General features: G+C 70.5%; 22 protein-coding genes and 3 pseudogenes. 14 read left to right on the top strand and 11 right to left on the bottom strand.

Annotated elements, in window-relative coordinates:
* Window positions 1–93 precede the first annotated feature (93 nt).
* The 4 genes from ABZ823_RS09765 to ABZ823_RS09750 all read left to right on the top strand — a co-directional run bounded on the left by ABZ823_RS09765 (window position 94) and on the right by ABZ823_RS09750 (window position 1,944).
* Window positions 94–315, top strand: coding sequence for a hypothetical protein (locus ABZ823_RS09765; RefSeq protein WP_361656215.1), 222 nt, complete (start codon window positions 94–96; stop codon window positions 313–315).
* Window positions 312–683, top strand: coding sequence for a hypothetical protein (locus ABZ823_RS09760; protein ID WP_361656212.1), 372 nt, complete (start codon window positions 312–314; stop codon window positions 681–683). Before ABZ823_RS09765 ends, ABZ823_RS09760 begins: the two co-directional genes overlap by 4 nt.
* 199 nt (window positions 684–882) lie before the next feature.
* Window positions 883–1,095 (top strand): hypothetical protein, encoded by a 213-nt coding sequence (locus ABZ823_RS09755; protein ID WP_361656848.1) that lies wholly within the window; start codon window positions 883–885, stop codon window positions 1,093–1,095.
* 108 nt (window positions 1,096–1,203) lie between these two features.
* The gene (locus ABZ823_RS09750; RefSeq protein WP_361656209.1) at window positions 1,204–1,944 is read left to right on the top strand and encodes a hypothetical protein; all 741 of its coding nucleotides are present in this window, start codon (window positions 1,204–1,206) and stop codon (window positions 1,942–1,944) included.
* Window positions 1,945–2,757: 813 nt separating this feature from the next.
* Here ABZ823_RS09750 and ABZ823_RS09745 read toward each other — a convergent pair.
* The 5 genes and pseudogenes from ABZ823_RS09745 to ABZ823_RS09725 all read right to left on the bottom strand — a co-directional run.
* A pseudogene (locus ABZ823_RS09745) lies at window positions 2,758–3,462 on the bottom strand (class F sortase); the annotation flags it as partial.
* Window positions 3,463–3,635: 173 nt separating this feature from the next.
* Window positions 3,636–4,280: a hypothetical protein gene (locus tag ABZ823_RS09740; protein ID WP_361656207.1), complete on the bottom strand. Its 645-nt coding sequence runs from the start codon at window positions 4,278–4,280 to the stop codon at window positions 3,636–3,638.
* Window positions 4,281–4,849: 569 nt separating this feature from the next.
* Window positions 4,850–7,078 (bottom strand): xanthine dehydrogenase family protein molybdopterin-binding subunit, encoded by a 2,229-nt coding sequence (locus ABZ823_RS09735; protein WP_361656204.1) that lies wholly within the window; start codon window positions 7,076–7,078, stop codon window positions 4,850–4,852.
* A gap of 9 nt (window positions 7,079–7,087) precedes the next feature.
* Window positions 7,088–8,071 carry a xanthine dehydrogenase family protein subunit M gene (locus ABZ823_RS09730; protein ID WP_361656202.1) on the bottom strand — a complete coding sequence of 328 codons (984 nt, stop codon included), beginning with the start codon at window positions 8,069–8,071 and terminating at the stop codon, window positions 7,088–7,090.
* Window positions 8,068–8,637 (bottom strand): 2Fe-2S iron-sulfur cluster-binding protein, encoded by a 570-nt coding sequence (locus tag ABZ823_RS09725; protein WP_361656200.1) that lies wholly within the window; start codon window positions 8,635–8,637, stop codon window positions 8,068–8,070. The genes ABZ823_RS09730 and ABZ823_RS09725 overlap by 4 nt, the downstream gene beginning before the upstream one ends.
* A gap of 637 nt (window positions 8,638–9,274) precedes the next feature.
* On the opposite strand from ABZ823_RS09725, the gene ABZ823_RS09720 reads away from it, so the two are divergent.
* A complete protein-coding gene (locus ABZ823_RS09720; protein ID WP_361656197.1) occupies window positions 9,275–10,924 on the top strand; it encodes a S8 family serine peptidase in 1,650 nt (549 codons plus the stop codon).
* 361 nt (window positions 10,925–11,285) lie between these two features.
* Here ABZ823_RS09720 and ABZ823_RS09715 read toward each other — a convergent pair whose 3' ends face one another.
* The 6 genes and pseudogenes from ABZ823_RS09715 to ABZ823_RS09690 all read right to left on the bottom strand — a co-directional run bounded on the left by ABZ823_RS09715 (window position 11,286) and on the right by ABZ823_RS09690 (window position 17,487).
* Complete coding sequence (locus ABZ823_RS09715) at window positions 11,286–12,512, bottom strand: acyltransferase (protein ID WP_361656195.1); 1,227 nt, start codon at window positions 12,510–12,512, stop codon at window positions 11,286–11,288.
* A gap of 127 nt (window positions 12,513–12,639) precedes the next feature.
* A pseudogene (locus ABZ823_RS09710) lies at window positions 12,640–12,936 on the bottom strand (endo alpha-1,4 polygalactosaminidase); the annotation flags it as partial.
* A 705-nt stretch (window positions 12,937–13,641) separates the two neighbouring features.
* Complete coding sequence (locus ABZ823_RS09705; protein WP_361656192.1) at window positions 13,642–15,045, bottom strand: amino acid permease; 1,404 nt, start codon at window positions 15,043–15,045, stop codon at window positions 13,642–13,644.
* Window positions 15,046–15,204: 159 nt separating this feature from the next.
* A complete protein-coding gene (locus ABZ823_RS09700; protein WP_361656190.1) occupies window positions 15,205–15,585 on the bottom strand; it encodes a hypothetical protein in 381 nt (126 codons plus the stop codon).
* Window positions 15,582–16,136, bottom strand: coding sequence for a transposase (locus tag ABZ823_RS09695; protein WP_361656187.1), 555 nt, complete (start codon window positions 16,134–16,136; stop codon window positions 15,582–15,584). The genes ABZ823_RS09700 and ABZ823_RS09695 overlap by 4 nt, the downstream gene beginning before the upstream one ends.
* 184 nt (window positions 16,137–16,320) lie before the next feature.
* Entirely contained in the window at window positions 16,321–17,487 is a 1,167-nt protein-coding gene (locus tag ABZ823_RS09690) for a nuclear transport factor 2 family protein (RefSeq protein ID WP_361656184.1), read from the bottom strand.
* Between the two features lie 96 nt (window positions 17,488–17,583).
* On the opposite strand from ABZ823_RS09690, the pseudogene ABZ823_RS09685 reads away from it, so the two are divergent.
* The 9 genes and pseudogenes from ABZ823_RS09685 to ABZ823_RS09645 all read left to right on the top strand — a co-directional run.
* Window positions 17,584–18,467, top strand: a pseudogene (locus tag ABZ823_RS09685) (LysR family transcriptional regulator); the annotation flags it as partial.
* Between the two features lie 239 nt (window positions 18,468–18,706).
* Window positions 18,707–19,183, top strand: a complete 477-nt coding sequence (locus tag ABZ823_RS09680) for a hypothetical protein (protein WP_361656182.1) — start codon at window positions 18,707–18,709, stop codon at window positions 19,181–19,183.
* A gap of 312 nt (window positions 19,184–19,495) precedes the next feature.
* Complete coding sequence (locus ABZ823_RS09675; protein WP_361656179.1) at window positions 19,496–20,947, top strand: WGR domain-containing protein; 1,452 nt, start codon at window positions 19,496–19,498, stop codon at window positions 20,945–20,947.
* An 86-nt stretch (window positions 20,948–21,033) separates the two neighbouring features.
* A complete protein-coding gene (locus tag ABZ823_RS09670; RefSeq protein ID WP_361656176.1) occupies window positions 21,034–21,210 on the top strand; it encodes a helix-turn-helix domain-containing protein in 177 nt (58 codons plus the stop codon).
* A 111-nt stretch (window positions 21,211–21,321) separates the two neighbouring features.
* Window positions 21,322–21,684, top strand: a complete 363-nt coding sequence (locus ABZ823_RS09665; RefSeq protein ID WP_361656173.1) for a helix-turn-helix domain-containing protein — start codon at window positions 21,322–21,324, stop codon at window positions 21,682–21,684.
* Window positions 21,685–21,865: 181 nt separating this feature from the next.
* Entirely contained in the window at window positions 21,866–24,154 is a 2,289-nt protein-coding gene (locus ABZ823_RS09660; RefSeq protein ID WP_361656170.1) for a nitrate- and nitrite sensing domain-containing protein, read from the top strand.
* Window positions 24,151–24,555, top strand: a complete 405-nt coding sequence (locus ABZ823_RS09655) for a roadblock/LC7 domain-containing protein (RefSeq protein WP_361656168.1) — start codon at window positions 24,151–24,153, stop codon at window positions 24,553–24,555. The genes ABZ823_RS09660 and ABZ823_RS09655 overlap by 4 nt, the downstream gene beginning before the upstream one ends.
* The gene (locus tag ABZ823_RS09650) at window positions 24,555–24,920 is read left to right on the top strand and encodes a DUF742 domain-containing protein (RefSeq protein WP_361656165.1); all 366 of its coding nucleotides are present in this window, start codon (window positions 24,555–24,557) and stop codon (window positions 24,918–24,920) included. Before ABZ823_RS09655 ends, ABZ823_RS09650 begins: the two co-directional genes overlap by 1 nt.
* The gene (locus tag ABZ823_RS09645) at window positions 24,907–25,497 is read left to right on the top strand and encodes an ATP/GTP-binding protein (RefSeq protein ID WP_361656163.1); all 591 of its coding nucleotides are present in this window, start codon (window positions 24,907–24,909) and stop codon (window positions 25,495–25,497) included. Before ABZ823_RS09650 ends, ABZ823_RS09645 begins: the two co-directional genes overlap by 14 nt.
* The last annotated feature ends 16 nt before the right edge of the window (window positions 25,498–25,513 follow it).

The following is a 25,513-nucleotide window of genomic DNA, read 5'->3' as shown; positions in this document are numbered from 1 at the left end:
CCGCATCGTGGAGGTCAAGATGAGCAATCCACTTCACCCGCCGCCGGAATACCGGATATCAACACCGTGTCCTGCGGATGCGCCTCGTCCGCGGTGCAGGTGGGAACCGCCCAGCAGTTGATCGCCGGCGGTGTGGTCGAACTCGCCGTCGTCTCGGGTGTGGACCTCTTCGGCCTCGACGTCATCCTCAACGTCCAGCGGCTGCTGCGCTCGGCGCAGGGCGCCTACGAGGCCGTACGCGTCGACGGCATGCCCGAGCTCCTGCCGTCCTTCGACCGCCTGATGCGCCCTACGACCGGCGGGCGGACTGCGTGAACCACGGCGAGGGCGCGGCCACCTTCATCCTGGAGTCCCGACGGCACGCCGATGAGCGGGGCGCGCGTGCTCATGGGCGGATCCTCTCCCACGCCATGACCCGCGACGGGCTGGTGAACCCCCTCGCCAGCGACGACAGCGGAGCCGCCCTGGTGGAAGCCGTTCACCGGTGTCGGGGAGACCGGTGGGACCTCTCGCAGGTGCCCTACATCCACGGCGGCAGCGACGGTGATGTCGTGGTCACCGCCTTCGAGGCGAATGCGGTCCGGCGACTCTACGGCCCTGACAGCGACGTGGTGATGACATTGCAGGAGGCCTGCTTCGGACACAACGGCGCACCGTCGGGGTGGCACTCAGTCTGCTCGTGACCGCGGACGCCAGGACCCCCGGGCCTCGAATCCGCCCATGTGCCCCGTCGCCAGGCCGCCCGGTCGTCAAGTGGCCGAGTCGTCAAGTCGTCAAGTCGGCGTCCGTTCCGGTACCTGACGTGGTGAGCGCGGCGGCTGCACGTACACTCGGCAGTCGCCCATGCGGCCGCAAACCGCCGACGGAAAGGTGTCGTTGTACGTGTTCCAGGATGCCCCGATCTATCACCGGCTCGTCGCTGAGCGCGGTGATGTGCCCGCGCGAGTTCGCGACGCGGCCGAGAGCATACGTCGCGAGCTGGAAGGAGTCATGCGAACGGGGCAGCCGTCCGGCCCTTCCCAGCCGAACCTGTTCACGCCCCATCAGCAAGGCAGGCACAACTCCGCACTGCCGCCCGGCTCGCTGCCGCGGTGACGCCGCCTCGCCGGTCACCGCTGCCGCGCGGCATGTGAGGAGGGCGGCGCGTGCCGGGTCCCACGGCCCCGCAGGCGCCGCCCGTATCTCTCACGGCACACTGGGTGCGTGAACGATGAGCTCAGGGCACTGCACGAGCGACTTGCGCGGTTGGAGGAACTGCTCACCGCGGCCCAGGAGAAGCCGGCCGAACCGGCCTGGCGTCGGCCCACGCGCGGTGAGAGCCGCTGGGCCGTCACCGTGGCGGTGCTGGTCGCGGTCGCCCTTCAGCTGCTGCTTCCCGAGCGGCTGGCCTTCCGGCCGGCATGGCTGCTTCCCGCGCTGGAGGTGCTGCTGCTGGTCGTTCTCTTCCCGGCCTCCCGGGCCCACACCGAACGGACGACATCTCTGCTGCGCGGCGGCGGGCTCACGCTCGCCGCCGTCGTCAGCCTGGCCAACGGGTGGTCCGCGGTACTCCTCATCCGGGGCCTGGCGCGCGGTACCGAGGCAAGCGACGCCGGGACGCTCTTGATGACGGCGGCGGCCATCTGGCTGACCAACGTCATCGTCTTCGCTCTGTGGTATTGGGAGTGGGACCGGGGCGGACCTGTGGCCCGCGCCGAGGGCAGCGCCGACTACCCGGACTTCCTCTTCCCCCAGATGCAGGGCGGCGAGTTGACGCAGGCGGACTGGGAGCCGACGTTCGCCGACTACCTCTATGTGTCCTTCACCAACGCGACGGCCTTCAGCCCGACCGACACCATGCCGCTGTCCCGCTGGGCCAAGCTGCTGATGGCGGTGCAGGCGTCGATCTCCCTGCTCACCCTCGCCCTGGTGGTCGCCCGGTCGGTGAACGTCTTCCGTGGATGAATGGCCTCGGTCCGGCACACCGATCAGTGCCGCCGCTGGGCTCGCGCTCCAGCCGTGCACGAGATGCACCGGCCCGTAGTTGTCTGCCGCTGCCAGGAGTCGACGAGTCGCCGGAGTGAGTAGGTGATGATCTCGGAGCCGGTTCGCTGGGCGAGAACGGGTGCGGTTCTCTTCCAATACGACGCGTCGAGCCCTCGCCCCAAGTCGAGACCACGGCCGGGAGATGACCGGGTGTCACGTAGGGCGCCGGCTTGTGCCCGTTGGCCGTAGCCATGTGAACCGACGGCTGGGGATCGGTCGTCCAGGAGTGAGGTGACTGCGAGGGCGAGGGCGGAGTGCCGCGGACGCCTGTACCGGATAGGGGGGTCGATCATGGGACGCCTTTCCCGACGTGATCAAGTCGGTTCCAGCTTCGCTGGCTGCGCTGCCGGCGGCGATGGTGCTCGCTCCCCGGATGGGCTTGGGGACAGCCCCAGCCTCCCGGTCCAGGTTTCGGTTGGTTGGCAAGGGTTGGCCCCGCCCGTCCCGGATCGCCGTGGTCGGCGTCTAATGCCGCGGGGCGAGGTGCACGGCCGGGACCGATCCCGTGGCCGGAGTGCCCGAGGGGTGAGGCACTGCCTTCGGCGGGGATGGCTGTGGGCGGGAGGCGGCCGGCGCGGTGCGGGTGGCGGGCACGGTGGGGGCACCGTGCGCGGCGAGCGCGGTGGGGGCGATGGGCCTCGTCGAGACGGTGGGCGCGGTGGGGGCCGTGTGGGTGGCCGGCGCGGCGGGAGTGGCCGGTTTGGGGGTGCTGCGTGGGTGGGTGAGTGTGATCAGGTGCGCGAAGACGACGGTGTTGGCCAGATACTCGTGCGCGGCGCGGTTGTAGGCACCCCCACAGGTGATGAGGCGTAGCTGTGGGGTGGGCGCGTTGGCGTAGACCCGCTTGTCGGGAAAGCGGGCCTTGCTGAATGTCTCGACGGAGTCGACCTGGAAGCGGGCGATGGCCCCGTCGACGCGAGTGATGTCGACGGTGTTGCCGGGCTTGAGCAGGCGCAGGAAAACGAACACGGCGGGGCCGGTGGTGGTGTCGACGTGGCCGACCACGAGCGCTGTGCCTCGTTCGCCGGGTGGGACCCCGTCCTTGTACCACCCCACGAGGTTCTTGTCGGCCGCGGGTGGCGGGTTCAGATGTCCCGAGGCGTCGAGCGAAAGGTCGGTGAAGGGAGCGTCCACACCGATCTGAGGGATGACGATCCGCTTCGGCGTCGACCGCGGCACCACGTGCAGGACGGAGGGTGCGGTCGTCTCCGGAGCGGGCTGGACCGGGGGAACGAGCGCTGGCGGCGCTCCGGCCGCCGGCATGAGGGCGGCGGCGGACGGGGTCGGAGGTTTGGGATCGGCGGGGGGCGTCAGTGAGTGGTGGATGAGCAGGGCGCCCAGCGCCACGGCTGCGGCAGGCCACAGCAGTGTGTGGTTGACGGTACGGGTGGGAGCGGCGGAGGACTGGTCCGTCGAGGCCCGAGGAGAGGGGGTCATGGCAGCGTGCCTGTTCATCAACGGGGGGCGGCGGTCAGGCATCGGTGGATCGGCCGGCGTCCGGCACGGGCACCGAAACGGCACTTGTGTCGGCACGGCGGCCGCGGGTGCTGTCGCTGGTGGTGGAGCGGCAGCACCCGCGGCCGTACGGCTGCCGGTGCGGGGTGAACCGGTCAGGCTCCCGCGGCACCGGAGGCGTTGCGGCGACGCAGCATGTAGGCGCCTGCCCCGAGGCCGCCGAGCAGCAGGATCGATCCTGCAGCCAGGCCGCTGGTGCTGGTGCTCCCGGCCAGCGCACCGCCGCCGGCGGGGACGCCACCGCGAGGCGCTCTCTGGGTCTCGCCGCGCTGGCCGCCTTCGCCGCCTTCGCCGCCCTGGCCGCCCTCCCAGCGCTGGCCGCCCTTGCCGCCCTCGCCGCGCTGGCCGCCCTCGCCGCCCTCCTCGGCGCCGGCGGCCGGGGCGTCGCTGTCGGCCTGGGGCCCGCCCTGGGCCTCCTCGCCCTGGGCCTCCTCGCCCTGGGCCTCCTCGCCCTGCGCGTCTCCGCGCGCCCCGTGGCCCTTGCCGCCGTGGTGGTCCATGGTCAGGGCCAGGGCGCCGCCACCGGCCCGCACGCCGCCACGGGGTGTCTCCCCGGTGCCGCCGTGCCACTCGTGCTCCGAGCCTGCTCCCCCGGAGGGGTCGTGCCCGTGGCTGCCGTGGGAAGTAGCGCCGTCCGGAGCGCGAAGCCCGGCCAGCGACACGGCGTGCGCGGCGGGAGCGGACAACGCGACGGCCGCGGCAACCGCCGCGGAGGCGAACATGGTCCGGGTCACTCGCATCAGAGGTCGTCCTTTCGCCGCCGCCGCGAAGGCCGGCACCACGCCGGCACAGCGGAATCGCAGCAGCAACGTAATTACCCTCAACCCCACCCCGCCCTGGACCGCTGAAGGACACGGCAAGCACGCGAGCCCGTACTCCCTCCGAGTGCCTCCAGGCCGAAAAGTAACCCGGTCGGCCCCACCCCAGATAAGCCCGACCGCCACATACTGCCGGCCCGCACCTGTCTGCCGTCGGGAATGGGCCTAGACACACGTTCGATGACGCCGCTTCGGGCCTCCGCGGGCCGACACCTGATCACTTCCTGCCCTCCCCACCGATCGTTGCGCGCGCAACGAAACGTTCGGTCCGACCCACTGGATGCGCTGAGCGGCGCCCGGACGCCACACCGGGCAAAGCCGCTTGCCGGCGCCTGCATCCCGCAGCGGGCGACCGTACGAGCAGCGTCCGGTGCCGTTTGTGGGCTGTTCGGCATCCACGGCCAAGTGCTCAACGCCCAGGAGGAGTTCGGGCCGATGATGGACACCGGTCTGCTTCGCTGCCGCTGACTCTCTGCGCGGTAGTCACAGATTCAGGTAACCATCGGCGGTAGCCCGGGCAGCACCTTCTCGATGGTGATGGGGAAGTCGCGCACGCGCACGCCGGTGGCGTTGAACACCGCGTTCGCGACCGCCGCGCCGGCCCCGCAGATTCCCAGCTCACCGACGCCCTTCGCGCCAAGTACGTTGGCCTTGTCGTCGAACCCCTCAAGGACGACGGCGTCGACGTCGGGGACGTCGGCGTGGACCGGCACCAGGTACTGCGCGAAATCCCGGTTGACGAAGGCGCCGGATCGCAGGTCGACGACGGCCTCTTCCTCGAGGGCCGCCCCAAGACCCCAGATCATGCCGCCGATCAGCTGCGAGCGAGCCGTCTTCGAGTTGAACACACGCCCCACCGAGAACACGCCGAGCATCCGCCTCAAACGGATCTCGGCGGTGTCCGCGTCGACCCCCACTTCGGCGAAATGGGCCCCGTAGGTGTTGATCGAGTAGTCCGTGTAGTTCGGATCATCGCCCATGAAGCGGGTCCCGCCCTCCGCCTCCACACCTTCGGGATGGTTGCGTGCGACGATCTCGCGTACTGCCTCGGACGCGCCGCCGGTAACCACGTTGCCATCGGAGAACACGGCGTCTGCCGGGTCGAGGCCGTGCAGCGGAGAGCGCGTGTCGCCGCCCGCCGCGACCAGCACCTTCTCGCGCAGGGCCAGGCACGCCCGATGCACCGCGGTGCACGAATTGGTGGCGCCCCACGAGCCCCCGGACCCCCAGCTGGAGGGAAAATCGGACCGCCCGAGCTCGATCCGCACACGATCGGGCGAGAGCCCGAGGCCGTCAGCCGCGACCTGGGTCAGGACGGTGTACGTACCGGTGCCGAGGTCGGTCATGTCCGTCTGGACGACGGCGGTGCCGTCCGCCTCCCACCGCACGCGCACCGCGGTCGGCCCTTGGAAGTGCCCGCGGATGGCGGCCGACATGCCGTAGCCGACCAGCCATCGCCCGTCGCGCACGCTCGCCGGGGCGGCGGGGCGGTGCTCCCAGCCGAACCGGCGCGCACCTTCGCGCAGACACTCGACCAGGTGCCGGTCGCTGTACGGCACGTCCCGCTCGGGATCGACGGTGGGCTCGTTGCGGATCCGCAGCTCGACCGGGTCCATGTCGAGCGCGTGCGCCAGCTCGTCCATCGCCGACTCGACCGCCAGCATGCCCGGCGCCTCGCCCGGTGCGCGGACGTCCGTCCCGGGCGGCAGGTCGAGTGGCGCCAGCCGGTGGCTGGTCAACCGGTGGGGCGCCGCATAGAGGCTGCGGGTCGTGGCGGCGGTCTGCTCGGCGTACTCCACGTCCGGGTTGGTGTGCATGGTGACGTCATGGGCGATCGCAGCCAGCCGTCCGTCCTGCCCCGCGCCCAGCCGAACCCGCTGGCTGGATGTGGGGCGCATGCCGACGAGCTGGAAGATCTGCTGCCGGGTCATCGCGATCTTGACCGGTCGGCGCAACTCGCGAGCGGCGAGCGCTGCCAGGATCGTCTCGGAATGGATGCCCAGCTTGGACCCGAATCCCCCGCCGACGAAGGGAGTGACGATGTGTACCCGCGCCGGGTCGATCCCCAGCGTGCTGGCGACCGAGGCCTGCGCCGCATCGACGATCTGGCAGCTGACGTAGACGACCAGATCCTCGTCACGCGGTTCCACCAGACATGCGTGTGGTTCCATCGGCAACGAGAACTCGTAAGGCGTCGTGTAGTACTGGTCGATCCTGACGTCCGCGCTGTCGAACCCGGCATCGAAATCGCCCACCGCGGTGTCGGTGGGAAGACCGGCATTGACCACCTTCGGGATGTACACCTCGTCTTCCTGCTCGGCAAAGTTGAAACGTCCCCGACCGCTGGTGTATTCGACTTCGACGAGATCGGCCGCCGCACGGGCCTGCTCGAGGGCCGTGGCGACGACGAGTGCCACCGGCTCGCCGTAATGGTGGATGTCGGGGCCGGTCAGCACCGGCTGGGCGCGCCAGTACTCGAACGGAATGGACTCATCGCGAGTGCCTTGCGCCGGGGCATTGAGATGGGTCATCACCATGCGCACGCCGGGCGCGCGTTCGGCGCTCTCCGTGTCGATCCGTGTGATACGGCCCTTGCCGACCGTCGCGCCGACGATGGAACCGTAGAGCGGCTGGCCGGCCTCCCAGTGCTCGTAGGCGTAGGTGGCCCGGCCGGTGACCTTCGACGGGCCGTCGACGCGGTTCAGACCTTGCCCGATCATGCCGCCTCCTCAGCTCGCCCGGGCCACTTGCGCCAGCGTGCGGCACAGCGTGCGCTTGGCCAGCTCGATCTTGAAGTCGTTGTGTCCCTGCCCGACCGCGTCGCCCATCGCCGCCTCGGCTGCGGCGTGATAGGTGCCCATCATGGCCGGACGACCGATCAACGCGGCCTCCGCCTCGACGGACCGCCACGGCTTGTGCGCGACACCGCCGAACGCCACCCGCGCCTGACTGATCGTTTCCTGATCGGTCGAGACGACAGCCGCCACGGACACCAGCGCGAACTCGTACGACGCCCGGTCGCGCACCTTGCGGTACTTCTGCCGGCCCGGCGGGGGCGGGGGCAGGACGACGCTCGTGATCATCTCGCCGGTCCGCAGCACGGTCTCGATGTGCGGGGTGTCGCCCGGCAGCCGGTAGAAGTCCGTGATGGCGACTCGGCGTACCGCCTGATCGGCGTAGAGCAGCTCGATCTCCGCTCCCAGCGCGGTCATGGCCACGGCCATGTCCGAGGGGTGGGTGGCGATGCAGGAGCCACTGGCGCCGAGGATCGCGTGTATCCGGTTGAACCCGCCGATCGCCGAACATCCCAACCCGGGATCACGCTTGTTGCAGCCCGCTGCGGTGTCGTAGAAGTACGGGCAGCGAGTGCGCTGCACCAGGTTTCCGCCGGTGGACCCCTTGTTGCGCAACTGGCCCGAGGCGCCGGACACCAGCGCCTCCGACAGCACGGGATAGCGGGTGCGTACGCGGGCGTCGGCGGCCACCTCGGAGTTCGGCGCCTGGGCGCCGATGCGCAGTCCGCCGTCCGGGAGTTCCTCGATGTCCCGCAGCGGAAGCCGGCTGATGTCGACCAGGTGGCTGGGTTTCTCGATGCCGAGCTTCATCAGATCGAGCAGATTGGTGCCGCCGCTGATGAACTTCGCGCCGTCTCTGGACGCCGCGGCAACGGCGGCTTGTGCGTCCGTCGCTCGCTCGTAGGTGAACGGCCTCATTCCGGGCCCCCTTCCGCGGCGCCACGGATGGCCGCGACGATGTTCGGATAGGCGGCGCACCGGCAGATGTTGCCGCTCATCCGCTCGCGGATCTCCTCGTCGGTCAACGCGACCTGCGGCGCGGACACGTCAGCCGTGGCGTGGCTGGGCCAGCCCGCCTCCACCTCGGCGAGCATGCCGACGGCCGAACAGATCTGGCCTGGTGTGCAGTAGCCGCACTGGAAGCCGTCGTTCTCGACGAAGGCGCGTTGCAAGGGGTGCAGGGCATCCGGGTCGCCCAGGCCTTCGATCGTGACGATCTGGTCGTCCTCGTGCATCACGGCGAGCGTCAAGCAGGAGTTGACGCGCCAGCCGTTGATCAGCACGGTGCAGGCGCCGCACTGCCCGTGGTCGCACCCCTTCTTGGTGCCGCTCAGGCGCAGATGTTCGCGCAGCGCGTCGAGCAGCGAGGTCCGCGGATCGACCTCGAGCTGCCGCACCTGATCGTTGACGCTCAGCCTGATCGTCGAGAGTCCGGCAGTCTCGCCCTGGCCCCGCCCCACGGAGCCCGTATCCGAATCGCTCATCGCAGCCCGCCTTCCTCGCTGGGGCGCGGGTGCCCCGGATGTCCGGCGCCGGTGTCGAGGCGCGCTCCCGCGGCGCGTCGCCACTGCCGGGCACGCTCACCTTCCCCAGGCTCTCGCAAGAGCGCGACCGTCGCACCCGCGAGGTGCGACACGGCCACCGGCGCGGCTCCCGGCAGTTCCGTATCCCGATGTCAGCGACAGCCTGTTACCTGCCGTGACCGACTGTGTGCGGGGTCTGTCGGCCCTGCTGGTCCCGAAGGTTCGCGCCGTCGCATACGAGCGCGCGCTCGGTAGGCAAGGGAGCGCGGGTGTGCGTGGCGAGCCGCGGGCGCGGGGAGCGACCGGTGGCCGCGCAATCAGCCTGTCGCGAGCTTCGCGGACGTCACCCGCCTGCGTTCATGGATCGTCTCGGTCACCCGTTTCTGACCGGCACGCAGCCGCAGGGAGGGCGGGATCAACCACCCGGCCCCGCCCTCCGAGGCTTCCTCGTGCGTCATAGTCTCCGCGCACCCCGGCGGCGGCCTCGCGGACCGCGAAGAAAGCCGTCGAAGTCCGAGAACTTTTCCGGCCCTGCTCTCCACTTATCAGCCGGGGGCGGAGTTCCGCCGCCCGCAGAATCCCCACCAGGAGTTGCGAGTTGTCCATATTGCACAGCCTCGTTCCGCGTCGAGGGAGACGGCTGCTCCTCGGCGCCGGGGCGGTGAGCACGGCCCTTGTCGGCGCGCTCGGCGCCCCAGCGCCGTCCCAGGCGACCACCGCCGCGCAGACCACGTCACCATCGACGACGTCCGCCCGCCCGCTGCCGGGCCACGTCGAGCCGCTCTGCGGACCGCCCAAGCCACACGAGTTCGCCTGCTTCGGCCTGCGACGCACCGACGTCACACGAAGCAAGGGGCTCAAGGCCACCGGGCAGGCCCCCGACGGGTTCGGTCCGGCCGATCTCCGCAGCGCCCACGGGCTCCCCGCGGACGGAGGGGCGGGCCGCACCATCGCGGTCGTCGACGCCTTCGACAACCCGAACGCCGAGGCGGACCTGGCCGTCTACCGCGCGCAGTACGGGCTGCCTCCCTGCACCACCGCCAACGGCTGCTTCACCAAGGCCGATCAGCGTGGCGGCACCGCCTACCCGGACCCCGACCCGGGCTGGGCCGGCGAGATCTCCCTCGACCTGGACATGATCTCGGCCGTCGCCCCGAACGCCCGCATCCTGCTGGTGGAAGCCGACAGCGCCGGCATCGACGACCTCGGATCCGCCGTGGACCAGGCCGTGGCCCTCGGCGCGGGGTACGTCTCCAACTCCTACGGCTCCAACTACCTGTTCTACCCGGAGGACCCGGCCGAGGCCGCGTCCGACGTCCACTACGACCACCCGGGCGTCGCGATCGTCGCCTCCTCGGGAGACTCCCGCTACGGCGTCGCCTACCCCGCGGCCTCCCCGCACGTCACCGCGGTCGGCGGCACCACCCTCACCAAAGCCCCCGAAGTGCCGCGTGGCTGGTCTGAGTCGGTGTGGAGCCACGACGGCGGCGGCACCGGCTCCGGGTGCTCCCTGTACGAGCCCAAGCCCGCCTTCCAGCAGGACACCGGATGCCCCGGGCGCACCGTCGCCGACGTGTCCGCAGTGGCCGACCCGGCCACGGGCGTCGCCGTGTACGACAGCTACGGGGACTCGGGAGGCTGGGGCGTGGCCGGCGGTACCAGCGCATCGGCCCCCATCATCACCGGTGCCTACGCGAACGCGGGCGCCCCGGTCGCCGGGACCTACCCCAACGTGTACGCGTACGCCTCCGGCGGGGCGGGTCTGCACGACGTCGGGCTGGCGACCGGTGCCTACGCCGCCGCCAACGGACGGCTCCTCGTCTCCGGCGGCTTCAAGCGGGTCGGCGTGAACAGGGTTCTCACCGCCGAGGGCTACGCGTACGACCCGGGCAGCGACACCTGGGCCCGGCTGCCCGACGCCCCGACCGCGGTCTACCGCGGTGGCGGCGCTCCGGGGATGTACCAGGTGGGCGGCAGCAGGGAGAGCCGCTTCCCCGTCCCCGTGGCCACCGCCCGGCAACTGCCGGGCTGGGACGAGACGGAGACGGACGTGGACTGGCTGTCGGAGAATCCCGGGCAGCTGACCCTGACTCCGGGCCGCAGCGCGTCGTTCACCGTCACCCTCGATGCCCATGCCATGACGCGGCCGGGCCTGCGGACGGCGTCCGTGATCCCCCTCGGTGACACGCCGTACTGGGTGCCACCGATCCCGGTCTTCCTGAACGTCGTGAAGCCACCGGTCCGCTGACAGGATGACATTGCCGGGCCCGGGAGGCGCCCGGCAAACGCCGCGCAGCCCTGGCTGAACACATGCAGAAGGGGTGTCTCCGCCGGAGACACCCCTTCTGACTCGGCGTCAGAAAGGCATATGATGCGGCACCCGACGTTCAAGGCCCTGGTCATCGGCGGGTCCGTCGGAGGCCTCGCGACCGCCCGCGAGATGCGGGCCGTCGGAGCCGAAGTCGCCGTGTACGAGCGCTCCGCGGGCAGGATGGAGGCCCGCGGCGCCAGGCCGCGGCGCCCGGCACCGAGCCGCTGGTGGGCATCGAGACCGCCCTCCGTCAGGCTCGTCTGCCCTCCGCCCGGCTGCTGCTGCCCGACAGGGGAAGTCACTCGCTCAGGCGATCCTGCCGACTGCCGGGGCTCGGCGCCGACGCGGCCGTGACGGCGGCTTCGACGGCGGGCGGACCCGGCTGCGGCGGCGTGGCCGGCGGTGTCCCGGCGGAACGGCGGTTGCGGAGCAGCAGCCGCCTCGCGGGACGTTCCACAGCCTCGTACAGGACCCAGGACAGTCCGAGGGACACGGCGAACAGGACGGCGGTGACGGCCAGGGCTGTCGGTAGACCGAAGCGGGGGGAGGTACCCAGCAGGCTGGTCCCGGCCCGCAGCACCAGCAGGTGGACCATATAGAAGGCGAACGACAATTCCCCCAGACGTACCAGCCGCCGGTGCCGCCACAGCGAGGGCAGGCCCTCGAGGTCCGCGACGGCCGCGGCCGGGATGAGCAGAGCGAAGCCGATGAGAGTGCAGGGAGTGGCCGGGTACCCGGCGGTGACCTGCGGGACGAAGAAGTAGCCGATGATCGCCAGAGCGAGTGAGGCTTCCAGACCGGGACCGCGCCACCGGTCGAGGATCACCAGGCGCGCGGTGGCGGCGCCGAGGACGAACTCGGGCAGACGGGCGGCGGGGAAGGAGTTGACCGGCTGGCTCAGCCAGTGGTGGGCGTCCGCCCGGCTCAGGATCAGGACCGTGAGTACCGATGCCCCGGCCAGCGCCGCCGATCCGCGCGCGCCGAGACGGCGCAGGAGGACCGCCAGCAGCGGGAAGGCGGCGTAGAAGAAGGCTTCGCAGGCCAGCGACCAGCTGACCGGGTCCAGTGTCTGCCACCACGGACGCCACCAGGAGTGCACCAGCAGGACGTTCGCCAGTCCCTGGGGCAGTGTCGGTCTCGCCTGATGGGCCAGTGTGCAGGCCATGAGCAGCGCGATCGCGGCGGTGGCGAGGTGCACCGGATAGATGCGGGCGATGCGCCGTCGCCAGAAGGCGAGCACGCGGTCGTTCGGCCGCGCGGACCACGTCAGTACGAACCCCGACAGGATGAAGAAGAACGACACTCCGGTGGCGCCGGACCCGAACCCCCACGTCATGACGCGGTCGCCGGCGCCCGAGAAGTAGCCGAAGTTGCGCACGTGCAGTCCGAAGACCAGCAGCGCGGCCATCCACCGCAGCCCGGTGAGCGACGGCAGCGGGGGTACCGGAGCACGCGGAGAGGTCTGGGTGGCGCGGCCGGTGGGGGTGGCGGGCAGCGTCCGGGGCGCCTTGGTCGCCGTCGTCATCGTCTCACCTGCCGAGGGGATTGGTTCGGGGCATGAGAGGGAACGTTGCCCGTTCAACTCGTTTCATTCGGGTGGTGTAGCGCACATCCACGCCGACCCGGAGCACGCGGGCCAAGGCGTGTCACGGTCAGCAGGGCTTGCGCCACACCCCGAGTTCCGGCTTCCTCAGCATCGACGACAGCTTCAGCCGACGGGACTCGGCGCAGAACTTCCCGTTCCGCTCGGCGTGTTCGACGTGAAGACCGCCTTGCCGGCTCTGATGAACGGGTGAACTCGGCGCACTCGCCGTACTGGGCGCATTCTTCGTTGACCCCGAAGTCGAATCACGAACGAGGTGCGGGATCTGCGGGAGGTCGTTCCTGAGGCCGGCCGGCAGGCCGCGCTCGTGGGCGATGTCCGCGCTCATGCGGTTGTAGGAGAGCTGCCCTGAGCGGCGTGCCGGCGGATCGATGGGGTCGCCCGGCTGGAGTGTCGGACGTGCGGGCCGTGGCGGGTGGCCGGTCGCAGGCTGATTCAGGCCACTCCACCACGGAACCGGACGGCGTGTCAGGCGCAGAGCAAGGGGAACCGACGGAACGCGCTGACCTGCTCAATCGCGGCTCGCTTTGTCTGTAGTTCCCGTGCATATGCGGGTTCGGGTCGACTTCCGTCCGTCGCCGTCGCCGTCGCCGTCGTCGGTCCGGGTGGTCAGTGCGCAGGTGAGGGCTCGGCGATGTGCGGTCGATGGTGTTGCGCCCGGGTCATGAGCAGTCGATGCGATCGAACAGCGCCAGGGCCTCGGCGGTGCGGCGGTGGTCCGGGCCGAAGGCGGCCAGACAGGCGTGGTGGGCGGTCTCGGCCAGGGTGCGGGCCTCGGTACTGCGGCCCAGCCCCAGCAGGGCGGTGGCCAGAGCCAGCTCGACGCCGCCAGTCTCCGGGCGGCACTCCTGTTCGGGCAGGCTGCGGCGCAGCTCGTCGGCTTGCTCTGTCTCGGCGAGAGAGGAGCGTGCTCACCCACAACGCGAGCCGCCCGCCCGGCCCGCTGACGCAACCAGCCGTCACGTCACGAGCCGCATTTCGGCCGACACACCGGTGTACGGGTGCAAGTGCGCCGCGGGGCCGAGGTGGTCAAGGCTGGGGAGGCGGTGGATCAGGCCGTCTTGTGCCGGCGTGCCGCCATCACGGCGTAGACGATGATCCCGACGAACAGGAACAGTACGCCCTGGTACACCGCCGCGTATCCGGCGCCCGCGACGAGCCACAGCGTGAAGGCGGCCGCGACCGCCGTGACCACGGCGTCCCGCGCCAGCCGTGCCCGGTCGACCTGCTCGCGCCGGCCGGAGACCAGGTGGAACACCTGCGCGGCGGTGGCCAGCAGGTACGGCACGGTCGCGGTGAACGTGGTGACGAGGACCAGGGTCTCGAAGACCTTGCCCGAGCCCGATGTGTAGGTGGAGACGGTGAGCAGCGAGGCGAGAACCACGGTGACGCCGACACCCACGGTGGGAACGCCTCGCCGCCGGCGCGCGAAGACGGCGGGGAACAGGCCGTCCTGCGCTGCCGCGTACGGGGTCTGGGCGCTCAGCAGCGTCCAGCCGTTGAGGCAGCCGGTCATCGACACGAGAGCGGCGAGCGCCACGGCCCAGCCGCCCCAGGAGCCGCCGAACATGGCGTTCACGGCGTCCGAGAAGGGCGCGGTGGAGTGCGCCAGGCGGTCGTGCGCGACCGTGCCGAAGACGGACAGCGTGCCCAGCAGGTAGACCAGCGCCGCTCCCGTGGTGCCGATGACGGTGGCACGCCCCACATTGCGCCGGGCGTTCTCGACCTCGCCCGCGCTGACGGCGGCGGACTCCACACCGAGGTAGGAGAAGAGCAGGACCGCGGCGGAGGCGGACACCGCCCCGACAGCGCTGCCGCCACTCGCCTGGAACGGGCCGAGGTTGTGCGGGTCGAAGAAGAACAGCCCGCCGACCGCCACGAGCAGCAGCGGCACGAACTTCAGCACGGTGGAGACGAGTTGCACGGCGCCCACGTAGCGGGTGCCCGCGAAGTTGGCGAGCGCGGGCAGCCACTGAAGGACGAGCGCGGCCAGGCACGCGGTCCAGCGGTGGCCGTTGACCGGGATCAGTACGTCGAGGTAGCCGACCGCGGCGACGGCGAGCGCCGCGTTGGACACCCAGGTGGTGATCCAGTATGCCCAGGCGGCGAGGAAGCCGGCGAAGTCGCCGAAGGCCCCGCGGGCGTAGACGTAGGGTCCGCCGGTACGCGGGTCCCGCTCGGCGAGCCGCCCGAAGACCAGGGCAAGGGCGATGGCACCGACGGTCAGGACGCCGAAGGCGACCAGGCTGACCGTGCCGTACGGGGCGACGGAGGCCGGGAGCAGGAAGATACCGCCGCCGATGATGTTGCCCATGACCAGGGCGGTGGCGACGGGCAGCCCGAAACGGCGGGCATGCCTGCCGGTGTTCCCGGTGGGGTCTTCGGTGGGGACGGGGGCCGCGGGGGTCTCCTGCGGGGCCGGAGCCGACGGGGGGACGGTTCCGGTGACGTGCATAGGGTGGTGCGCCTCTCTCGAACAGATGCCCGGGATCGCCGGGACGGGGGCTATGGTCAGGCATGAGTCGGTGTGATTCCAAATCGCCTGATTTTGTCCTGTACGTCTCGTCGGCCGCCGCAAAAGGTGCGCTCGCGGGGGGCCTGAGCCGGGAATCGTTCAGTGACGTGCGGGAGCCCGCTCGGCAGTGCGACGCGAAGTGAACGCGCTGGTTGACACTCTTGGCACTCGACTGCTCACTTGGAGTGATATCCGCAGGAGTCGGCCACGACCCCGGGAGCGGCCGAAGGGAGCGGCACCGACCCGGCCGCGGCTGCCGAGATCGAGGTGTCGTGTACCGCCGGGGCTGCTGTGTGCCGGCGTGGACTCGTCGCCATCGAGCGCGAGGATGCCCTTGCGGGCAGTGGCGAGTTCAGCGAGTTCGTGCTCGATCTCGCGCAGCCGATCGCCGAGCTGGACGATCTCCGCGCGCAGCCGCTCGGCCTTGACGGACACGGCAGTCTCCCGCTCGGCGATCTTCTCCAGGATCGGTCTTGTCATCGGCGCATCCCGCTATGCCCCACGCCAGGTCGGGGCCGCTGCGCCGGACGGCGGGCCATCACAGCGGTTATCGCCCAGTACACACGCGATTCGGACGAGCGCGGGTTTGCCTCGTAGTCGCGCACCAGACGCCGTTGCAGCATCAGCGTGCCGAGGGTCTGCTCGCGCCACCGGATCGGCTGTGGTGCGAAGCCGACCTCGCGCGGGTTGCGCTCGACGATCTCGTCGTCGATGCCGAGCACTGCGCCGTGCTCGACCACGGTGTTCTTGAACCCCTGGTCCACCAGCGCCTTGCTCACCGCGGCGGTGCGCGCGGCGACCCGCGTGAGCAGCTCGGTGCCGCTCTGGTTGTCGTGCACGCTCGCGGCGAGCACGACAACCGCGATGACCAGTCCTATGACGTCCACAGCGATCCCGCGCTTGCGGCCGGGGACCTTCTTCGCCGCGTCCCGGCCGGTCGTGGATGCCGGGATGTTCACCGCCGCGTGCAGGCTCTGCGGGTCGGGCACCACCAGGCTCGGATCCTCCGCCCGGCCCGCGCGCTCGCGCACCTGGCAACGCAGAATCTACGACGCTCGCTCACCGCAGCAGTCCACCACCCTCGCCCACTACCTGCAGCCGGTTCCGGGCGGCGTCACCGAAACGCGCGACGACGGACAGTGGCGACAGCGGTGAACCGGGGGAATCAGCGCCCGGTTCACCTGATCCCGGCGCAACGACGAATCGGACACCGGCTCAGGCGTTGCGGTGGTAGACCTTGTTGGCGATGCGCCAGCTGCCGTTGACGTGGGTCAGCAGGAAGATGTCGGTAAAGGTGTCCGGGCCATGCCAGAGCGTGATGGATGCGGTTGCGACGGTGCCGTGGACATCGATGGCGTCGATGCGGCGGGAGCGGATCGGCTCGTCCGGGGCTGGCCGGCCGGTGAACAGAGCGCAGTACTCGTCCAGGCGCCACGAGACGAATGCGCCGTCCCGGAGTCCCTCGATGTGGGCGGTTGGCAGGAACGCGTCGCGGAAGTGGGTGGGGTCGCCGGTGGCGTGTCCGCGGATGTAGGCGCGTAGCGGTTCGAGTACGGCGTCGCCCACGGCGGGGACCGTGGCGGCAACGGCGATATCGGCTTCAGGGTCGACAGGGGTGTCGGCCAAGTCGGCTGCGCTGTGCAGGGGGGTGTTTGACGCCGCAGCCAGCAGCGCCATGTCCTTGGCCAGCGCGCCGATCGTGAACTCGGCCGTGGCCGTGGCAGCGCCGGTCGGCTGGTCGGCGAGGAAGGTTCTCTTGCGGGCGACGAGCCCGCCGAGCTGGCCGAGTTCGAGGACGTCCAGCACCTGGGCACGGGGCAGACCCAGGGCATCAGCTTGCCGCAGTGAGTCACGCAGCGCGAGGACGGCACCTGCGAGGCTGTTGTTGGCGACCAGCTTGAGCGCAGCCGCGGTGGCGGCGTCCTCTACGTGCCGCACCGTGCCAAGCGCTTCCAGAACTGGGCGAACTCGGTCCAGCGCCTCCCGGTCGGCGGCGGCGAGAATCTCCAAGGCGCCGGCGGCGGCAGCCGGCACGGAGCCGAGCACGGGCGCGTGGATGTAGGACGGGCCGAGTTGCCGGGCCAGCCTCGCCGCCTCGGCGGGGGCGATGGTGCTGGTGTTCAGCACGATCGTGTCCGTTCGCAGCGAGTCGCGGACGTGGTCGACGATCTGCTGGCAGGCCCGGCCGTCGAACAACGCCAGGAGCACGATGTCGGCCTTCGCCACGGCGTCGTTCGGGTCGCCGGTCGTCTCGACAGCGCCTGTCGAGCGCCCGGAGCGGGTCCAACCGACGACGTCCCAGTCGTGGTTGGCGAGTCGTGTCGCGATCGCGGCTCCCATGCGGCCCCGGCCGAGGACGGCGATCGTGTGCGGTGCGATCATGCATTCCAGCGTGGGGGCATGGCGATATCTGCGACAAGCGCAGATATCGCAGGGCGACGATGCGGGATGCGCATACCTGGCAGGCACACTTGTGCCATGGAGTTGACTGCGTGGCGGACGTTCGTGACGGTGTGCCGACTCGGGTCGCTGTCGGCGGCGGCCGCCGAGCTCGGTTACACGCAGTCGGCCGTTTCCCGGCAGATCGCCGGGCTGGAGCGCCAGCTCGGGGTGCCGCTGGTGCAGCGGCATGTGCGCGGCGTGCGTCCGACGCCTGCCGGCGAGGTGTTCCGTCACCACGCCCTGGTCGCGCTCAACGAGGCCGACCGTGCCGTGCGTGCCGTGCGGGACGTTCGTGACGGGGCGCCCAGTCGGCCGCTGACTGTCGGCGCGACGCCGTCTCTAGCCGCCGGGATCGTGCCCGCGGCGATCCGCCGCCTGCTGGAGACGGCCGGACCTCTCCGGTGGAGCCTGTTGCCCGGGCTGAGCCCGGAACTGCACGACCGCGTGATCGCTGGCGACCTCGACGTCGCTGTTGTCACCGACGCACCACCGGGGCTACCCAACGACCCGCGTGTCGAACGACGGTTCCTGGGGATGGACGAGATGGTCGTCGCGCTGCCCGTCGCCCACCCGCGGACAGGGCGCGGCCCGGTGCGCATCCAGACGCTGGCCGACCAGACCTGGGTCGAGGACAACGACGGCTCGGCGGCGCTGCTGCGCCAGCACGCCGCCCGCGCTGGAGTCACCGCCCGCATCGACCTCACCGCGGCCGATCTGCCCGGCAAGATGGCGCTGGTCGCAACCGGCCACGCCATCGCCCTGATACCCGGGGTGCTGACGTGCGCACTGCGGACCGACGTCACCACAGTCCCCCTCGTCGATCCCCCTCCCGCGGCATCTACACGATCACACCGTGTCGCGACCCGCACCCATCCGCAGCGCCCCTGCTCGACCAGCTCGCGACAGCCTTCGGCTCGGATCGCCCTGCCCAGGCGACACAACGGCCGACTGAGACGGACGCCCACCCCGGCGCCGCATTCTCCGACAACGAGTCTGGCCATGTCCGCCCCCACGACAAGACGCGGGCAGCAAGCGCCAACCCCCGCCACACCTGCCGGGCATCGGGCACGAGTGCGGGTGAGTGAGCTGTGACGTTTCTGTTGCCGGAACTGTGGCCTCCGTCACGGCCGGTGCGGCCTCGCCCTGGTGAGCTCGGGACATGGCCTGCCTGCTCTTGTTGATCATCCCGGCCGGGTTGGCCGCTCCCTTCGCCCTCGTGGGGCATGGCTTCCGCACCCTCGGCCGGGCCGGCCTGCGGCCCGCCGACCGGCGAGATTGGCTCCGTGGTGTCGCCCCCCTCCTGGGAGCCGTGGCGGTGGCCTTCTACACGTGGGGCATGCTCCTGGTCGCCCTTGCGGTTCTGGACGCCGAGGACGGCGGCGCGGGTTCGGCCCCGCTACGGCCCTGCCGGACGCCGGGGCAGTCGCAACGAGCGCTGAGCGTCGTCGACTACACCGTCGACTACGTACCCCTGCGGTTCGTCTGCGAGACGCAGGGCGGCGGAACGTATTCCGCAGAGACCGTTCCCGACTACGTCAACGCGGCCGTGGTCGGGTTCGCCCTGGCCGCCGTCGTATGCGCCGGCGCCGCAGCCCTGGGACCGGAGACCCCTCCGGAGAAAGACCCCGCAGTGTGACTTAGGGGGTTTCGTTTGGATCAGTTCGGATCAGGCCGCGGCGTCCGGTGCAGGGGGCACCTCCCAGCGGTGGCTGGGGGAGCATCGCAAGGCGGAGGGCCGCCCGTGTACTGGATGTACTCGGGTGGTCCGACAACGCGGCGAGGTGCCGTACCGGGCGTCGCGGACCCGGGCTGATCCAACGAAACCCCCTGGCCGTCGCCGCCTGCTGCCCGTCCGTGGGGCAGAGCCGATTGTCAGTGGCTCGTCCTACGGTTTGATCAGTGGGACCTGGCGGAGAGGCCGCGGGTCCGCCCTGGGGAGGGGTCTGCCATGTCTACCGGGTCCACGGTGTCGACGACGTATCTGGAGCTGTCGCAGGAAGGCGCCGGCGCGCACAAGTTCTACGAAGTAGCCGTCGACGGCCAGGTGGTGACGGTGCGATACGGGCGGATAGGCGCCCCCGGGCAGACACAGACGACGGCATTCCCCACCGAGGAGAAGGCACGGTCCGCCGCCGCGAAGAAGGTAGGGGAGAAGGTCCGCAAGGGGTACGCCCCGGCTGTTCCCGGACAGCGTGCCCCGCGGCCGGTGACACGACGTCAGGTGACCTCGGCTCCCTCCACCGCGCGCGCCGTGGCACCCGTGTTGTGGCGGTTCCGCACCGGCTCCTCCGCGTTCGGCATCCACGTGGACGACGAGCACTGCTGGGTCGGCAACCAGGCGGGGGACGTGTACACCCTGGACCACCACGGCGGCGTCCTCGCCCGGTTCAGCCTGCCCGACGGCGTGAAGTGCCTGGTCGCCGACGACTTCTGGATCTACGCGGGCTGCGACGACGGCAAGGTCTACGACTTGTCCTCGAAACTGCCGTTCGCGGCGTACGACATCGCGGCGGACGTCGACATCTTCTGGCTGGACATCCACGAGGGCATCCTGAACGTCTCGGACCGCGACGGGCGGCTCACCGTCATCGACCACGAGGACGAGCGCCAGTGGGCCCGCCGCAGCCAGGGCGAGCACGCCTGGATGATCCGTGCCGACGACCGGGCCGTGTACCACGGCCACCACCGGGGCGTCACCGCCTACGCGCCCGACGGCGGCAGCGAGTTGTGGCACACGCCCACCCGGGGCGGTGTCCTGTTCGGCTGGCAGGAGGACGACACCGTGTACGCGGGGACCGCGCACCGCGTGGTGCAGCGGCTGTCGAAGGCGACCGGCGCGATCGAGGCCACCTACGCCTGCGACAGCGCGGTGTACTCGTGCGCCACCTCGCCCGGCGGGCGGTTCGTCTTCGCCGGTGACGCCGCGTCATCCGTCTACTGCTTCGACCAGGACGGCACGCGCCTGTGGAAGCTCGGCACGGGAGGCGGCTCGGCGCTGTCGATGCAGTACCGCGACGAGCGGCTGTACTTGGTGACCACGGACGGCTCGCTGGTGTGCGTGGACGCGAGTGAGGCGGCCATCTCCGCGGCGCAGCAGGGCACGGTGCCGGTGGCGCGGGACGTCAAACTCGCCGCGGCCCTGCCGACCTACACGCCGGCCACGGCCGCGGGCGCGGTGGCCACCGTCGCCCACGCCCCCTCCGGGGCGGTCGTCGTCGAGTGCGTCCAGGAGAGTGGCCGCCTCCGCGTGCACGTGGTGTCCGACGGCTACGACCCGTCCTGGAACGTGCAGTTCCCGCAGGCGATACGGGAGCCCGGGGCGCGCTATGTCGTGGACGCCCTGCACGCAGCGGCCGGCGGCTTCTACCGCGTCCGCGGTGACATCCGGCGGCTGCTGTGACCGGGAGTCTACTGATTTCGGCGTCTCGGGGTCCGATCTGTGTCGGGACTGGTGACGCGGTCCGTCCGAGCTGGTACGCCGAAGGAATGCGGTGGCTGGACGGGGGCGGGCTGACCGCCGAGCAGCGCAGGCGCCAGGAACAACTACGGATGCGGGCCGTTGACCTCTTCGAGGAGGGCGTGGAAGTCCCGTGCCTCGCCGGGGAGTTACGGGTGAGTGAAAAGTCGGTCTACCAGTTGCGCCGCGCCTGGAAGGCGGGCTGAGGCGAGGCGCCGCGTTCCAAGGGCCCCTCCGGCTACGACTGCCGGCTCGGCCCCCACCTGCGGGCCAAGCTCGCGACGTGGCTGGAGGAGGGACCGGCCGCGCACGTCCCTGTGCGTGGAGTCGGTAGCCGCGGTACACGGCATCTCGGCCGTCAGCTGCACCGGCTGTTCCACCGCGCCGGCGAGTCCTTCGCGGCCTGGCTGCGCCGCCGGCGCCTCGACCGCATCCGCCCTGATCTGCTCGACCCCGCCCACGACGCCCGCACGATCGCCGTGGTGGCCGCCCGCTGGGGGATCCACGACCCGCGCCACCTCGCCCGCGCGTCAAGGCGCTCTACGGGGAGACGGCACGCGATCTGCGGCGCGGGCGGGGGAGGGGGGACGGCGGCCGCGCCACCCGTTCGGGTGAGGCCGTTGGACAAGCTGGAGAAATCGCTCAACTCCAGCGCAGCCGACAACCAACTCAACTTATGATGAACTGCCCTTAACTGTCAGCGCCGTTCCCCTGTGCCACCCGGCACCATCCGCTATTCGCCTTGGCTGGTTATGATCGGCACCCGCTCAGGAATGACCGACTCCGTTATGACGAGGACTGATGACTCCTACAGGACCCCAAGGCCCGGGCGAGCCGGTGAGAAGGAGCCGACGGCGTGCGGTGCGCCTGCGTACCTTGCTCGTCTGGCTGGCGGTGGTGCCCACCGTGGCGATGAGCATCCAAGTGCTCATCAGCTCGAATCGGCTGCTGCAGGAGTCCCAGCACCTTCGCGAGGACGTGGCTTCCGGTCGACAGACCGGCATACCCCTGTACCAGGTCATGATCAAAATGCAGTCCGAGCGCGCGATCACAGCGGCGTGGTGGTCTGGCTCCCCTGTGTCCGGGGCCGATCTGCGCAGCCGCCGAGCCGACACCGACCGGGCCGTGGCCGCGTTCCGGAAGTCGTCGGATCCCGGGCAGGTGCATTCGGACCTGGCCAGGCGCCATCTCCAGGACGTCACGCGGCGTCTGGCCGACTTGGGTGCCCAGCGCGAGCGCGCCGACGCACGTCACGGCAGCCTGGACGACACCGTGAACTATTACACCGGCGTGATCAACGAGACCATCCGCAGCTACGAGGATTTCAGCCACGTGGACGACGGTGGGCTGACACAGGAGAGAACGTCGTTGGTCTCCCTGTTCTCGGCATCGGAGGTGGTGGCTCGCGAGGATGCGATCCTCGCGCTGTCGGGCCCCTCCGGGAAGCTGACGTCCGCCAGGTTCGGTGAATTCATCGAAGCCGCCGGCGCCAGCGACTACTTGTACGACACGATCGCCCCTGATCTGACCGCAGACGACCAGCGGGCCCTTGAGCGGATCCTCGCCTCGAAGGCGTGGAAGGAGAAGTCCCGCATCGAGGAGGCGGTCATCTCCGAGCACCGGGACATTCCTTCCGGTGTCGTGCTGCCGCCCGGTGTCCGCGAGTGGCGGGCGCCCGCCGACACCCTTTCCGCCGAGTTGAACACCTTCAACCAGGGCGGGTTGCGAGAACTGCTCGCCCACGCCGATGACCGGGCAGCGCAGTTGGAGAGGCAGGTTGCCCTGCTGGTGGCAGCGAGCGGTGCCGCCCTCCTTCTGGTCATCGCCGTCGTGGTCTTCACCACGCGTTCGGTTCTGCGCCGATTGAAGGGCCTGCACGAGCGCACGGTGACGGTCGCCGAGGAGACCCTGCCGGATATCGTGGCCCGCTTGCAGCGCGGACAGACCCTCGGCGCCGAAGCGCTGCCGCAGCCGACGGGGGAGCAGGACGAGGTCGGCCGGATCAGTGACGCCTTCGCCCGCGTCGTCGCCGTGTCCATCGAGGGACACCGGAAGCTTGCCGACGAGCGGCAGGGCTTCGGCATGTTCGCGTCCGGTATCGCCTCCCGCACCGGCAACCTCGTCAGCCGGCAGCTCTCCCTCACCGAGCACCTGCAGGACACCTTCGGCCAGGACGAGGCCCTGCTCGCCGAGCTGATGAAGTCCGACCAGCTGACGGTGGGCATGCGCAGGCAGATCGAGAACCTCCTCATCCTGGCAGGCGGTGAGATCCCCGACCCGCACACCGAGCCCATGCGCATCGCCGACCTGCTGCGCGAGGCGGCCGCGGAGGTCGAGGACTTCCGGCGCATCGACCGTCACGCCATGGACGAGGTCAGTGTGGAGCCGCGCGTGATCAGCCAGCTCAGCCACCTCCTGGCGGAGCTGCTTGACAACGCCACCCGCTTTTCCCCGCCGACGTCGAGGGTCGACATCCGGTCCGAACGCGTGGCCGATGGACTCTGCATCGAGGTGGAGGACCGTGGCCCGCGGGTGACCGCTGAGAGGTACGAGGAGATGAACGGCCGACTCCACTCCGCGCCGCCGTACTCCGTGCTGGCTCAGAACGCGCACCGGCTCGGTCTCTTCGTGGTCGGCCACCTCGCCGACCAACTCGGGGCGAAGGTCACGCTGCGCCGGTCGGCGTTCGGCGGAACGTCCGCCGTGGTGATCGTTCCGGCTGAGCACCTCGTGGAGACCCAGGAGCGAAATCCGGTGCCCGAGCCGGCGCAGGGTCCCGCGCCCGTACGGCAGTCCGCCGAGGAACGCCGGCCCGAGTTCCTCCCGCATCAGCGGTCCGACGAGCAGGCTGACGTCTCCGCCCCCGCCCCGTCGGGACTGCCGCGCCGTCAGCGGAGGGAGCAGGTGCGTCCGGCACAGACCATGGCGCCGGGGCCAGCTCGCCGGGGGAGCTCCGGCAGCGTCTCCACCCCACCGGCCCTGCCCGAGCGCGTCCCGCAGACGCATATGGCCGAGCAACTCCGTGAGCCACGCGTTGCCGAAGCGGTCGGCCAGGACGCCGCCACGCCCGAAGAGGTCGCCGACGCTTGGGCGGACTACGAAGACAGCACCCGACAAGTCGAACTCGAGCTCCGACAGGACCAGCCATGACGACGACACAGAACGACGTGATCTACAGCATCCTGGACAACAACCTGAGCAGGATTGCGGGGATCCAGGGAGCCGTACTCCTGTCCAATGACGGGATCAAGCTCAGCGCCTACCTCCTGGAGCGGGACCAGGCCGAGCGGGTGGCCGCGGCGGCCTCCGGTGTCGCATCCACCATGAAGGCCATCTCGCGGGAGATCGACGGCGGCGCGGTGATCCGCCAACTCGTGGAGATGGACGACCGGTACCTGTGCATCGTCGGGTGCGGGTCGGGCAGCACGCTGATCGTGGTGGCCTCCCGCAAGGCACGGCTCGGAGAGCTTGGCGGCGAGACGGTCCGCGCCTCGCAGGCACTCGGCGAGTGGCTGGGCACCCCTGAACGCTCACAGGCGCACACATCGTAATGGCGGCAGACCCCCAGCCCGAACGGGGCCGACGGACGCGGCTGTACGCCCTCACCGATGGGCGTACGGCTGCATCCCGGCACGGCCTGACGATGGACACGATGATCACTGCGACTGCCGACGCCGACGGTCACGGCAGCCTGCCCACGGAGTGGCGGGAGATCCTTGCCATGTGCCCGTCGCCGAACGGACGGGCGGTCGCCGAGATCGCCGCGCGGATGCACATGCGCCTGACTCCCATGACGGTCCTGCTAGGTGAGCTGCTCGACCGCGGTCTGATCCGTCACCGGCCGCCGCTGGACGCCTCCGAGACCTCCAATGTCCACCTGCTCATGAAAATCAGGGACAACCTTGCCCGACTATGACACCGCCGCACCGGAAGCATCCCCCGTCAAGGTCCTCATCGCCGGGGGCTTCGGCGTCGGCAAGACGACTCTGGTCGAAGCGATATCCGAGATCGATCCGCTGCGCACCGAGGAGCGGCTGACGGCCGCCGGCGTCGGAGTCGACGACCTCGACGGCATCGAGAGCAAGACGGCTACCACGGTGGCGATGGATTTCGGCCGTCTCACCCTGAACCAGGCCGGAGTCGTCCTCTATCTCTTCGGTACACCGGGCCAGGAACGCTTCTGGTTCATGTGGGACGACCTGCTGCACGGGGCGCTCGGGGCGATCGTCCTGGTCGACACCCGGCGCCTGGACCGCAGCTTCCCCGCCATCGACTTCTTCGAAAACCGCGGACTGCCCTTCATCATCGCCGCGAACTGCTTCCACGGCGAACAGCCCTACACCGCCGAGGAGATCAACGCGGCCCTGCACCTGCGGGACCCGAACACCCCCGTCCTCCTGCTCGACGCCCGCTCCCGGGAGGACGTCCGCAGCGCCTTGCTGTCGCTGCTGGATCTGCTCATCGCCAAGGCACAGGTCACCATGCCGGTATGAGGGGGACGGTGGAGAC

The organism is Streptomyces sp. NPDC047079 (assembly GCF_040643755.1).
Classification (GTDB): Bacteria; Actinomycetota; Actinomycetes; order Streptomycetales; family Streptomycetaceae; genus Streptomyces.
The sequence above is the reverse complement of the archived record's forward strand: the minus strand, read 5'-3'. Positions and strand labels throughout refer to the sequence as shown.

Coding starts and splice junctions, on each gene's coding strand:
- ABZ823_RS09655 (WP_361656168.1), top strand. CDS start 24,151: ATGACGACGACACAGAACGACGTGATCTACAGCATCCTGGACAACAAC.
- ABZ823_RS09670 (WP_361656176.1), top strand. CDS start 21,034: ATGCGGTGGCTGGACGGGGGCGGGCTGACCGCCGAGCAGCGCAGGCGC.
- ABZ823_RS09705 (WP_361656192.1), bottom strand. CDS start 15,045: ATGCACGTCACCGGAACCGTCCCCCCGTCGGCTCCGGCCCCGCAGGAG.
- ABZ823_RS09675 (WP_361656179.1), top strand. CDS start 19,496: ATGTCTACCGGGTCCACGGTGTCGACGACGTATCTGGAGCTGTCGCAG.
- ABZ823_RS09680 (WP_361656182.1), top strand. CDS start 18,707: ATGGCCTGCCTGCTCTTGTTGATCATCCCGGCCGGGTTGGCCGCTCCC.
- ABZ823_RS09725 (WP_361656200.1), bottom strand. CDS start 8,637: ATGAGCGATTCGGATACGGGCTCCGTGGGGCGGGGCCAGGGCGAGACT.
- ABZ823_RS09740 (WP_361656207.1), bottom strand. CDS start 4,280: ATGCGAGTGACCCGGACCATGTTCGCCTCCGCGGCGGTTGCCGCGGCC.
- ABZ823_RS09715 (WP_361656195.1), bottom strand. CDS start 12,512: ATGACGACGGCGACCAAGGCGCCCCGGACGCTGCCCGCCACCCCCACC.
- ABZ823_RS09650 (WP_361656165.1), top strand. CDS start 24,555: ATGGCGGCAGACCCCCAGCCCGAACGGGGCCGACGGACGCGGCTGTAC.
- ABZ823_RS09700 (WP_361656190.1), bottom strand. CDS start 15,585: ATGACAAGACCGATCCTGGAGAAGATCGCCGAGCGGGAGACTGCCGTG.
- ABZ823_RS09730 (WP_361656202.1), bottom strand. CDS start 8,071: ATGAGGCCGTTCACCTACGAGCGAGCGACGGACGCACAAGCCGCCGTT.
- ABZ823_RS09735 (WP_361656204.1), bottom strand. CDS start 7,078: ATGATCGGGCAAGGTCTGAACCGCGTCGACGGCCCGTCGAAGGTCACC.
- ABZ823_RS09690 (WP_361656184.1), bottom strand. CDS start 17,487: ATGATCGCACCGCACACGATCGCCGTCCTCGGCCGGGGCCGCATGGGA.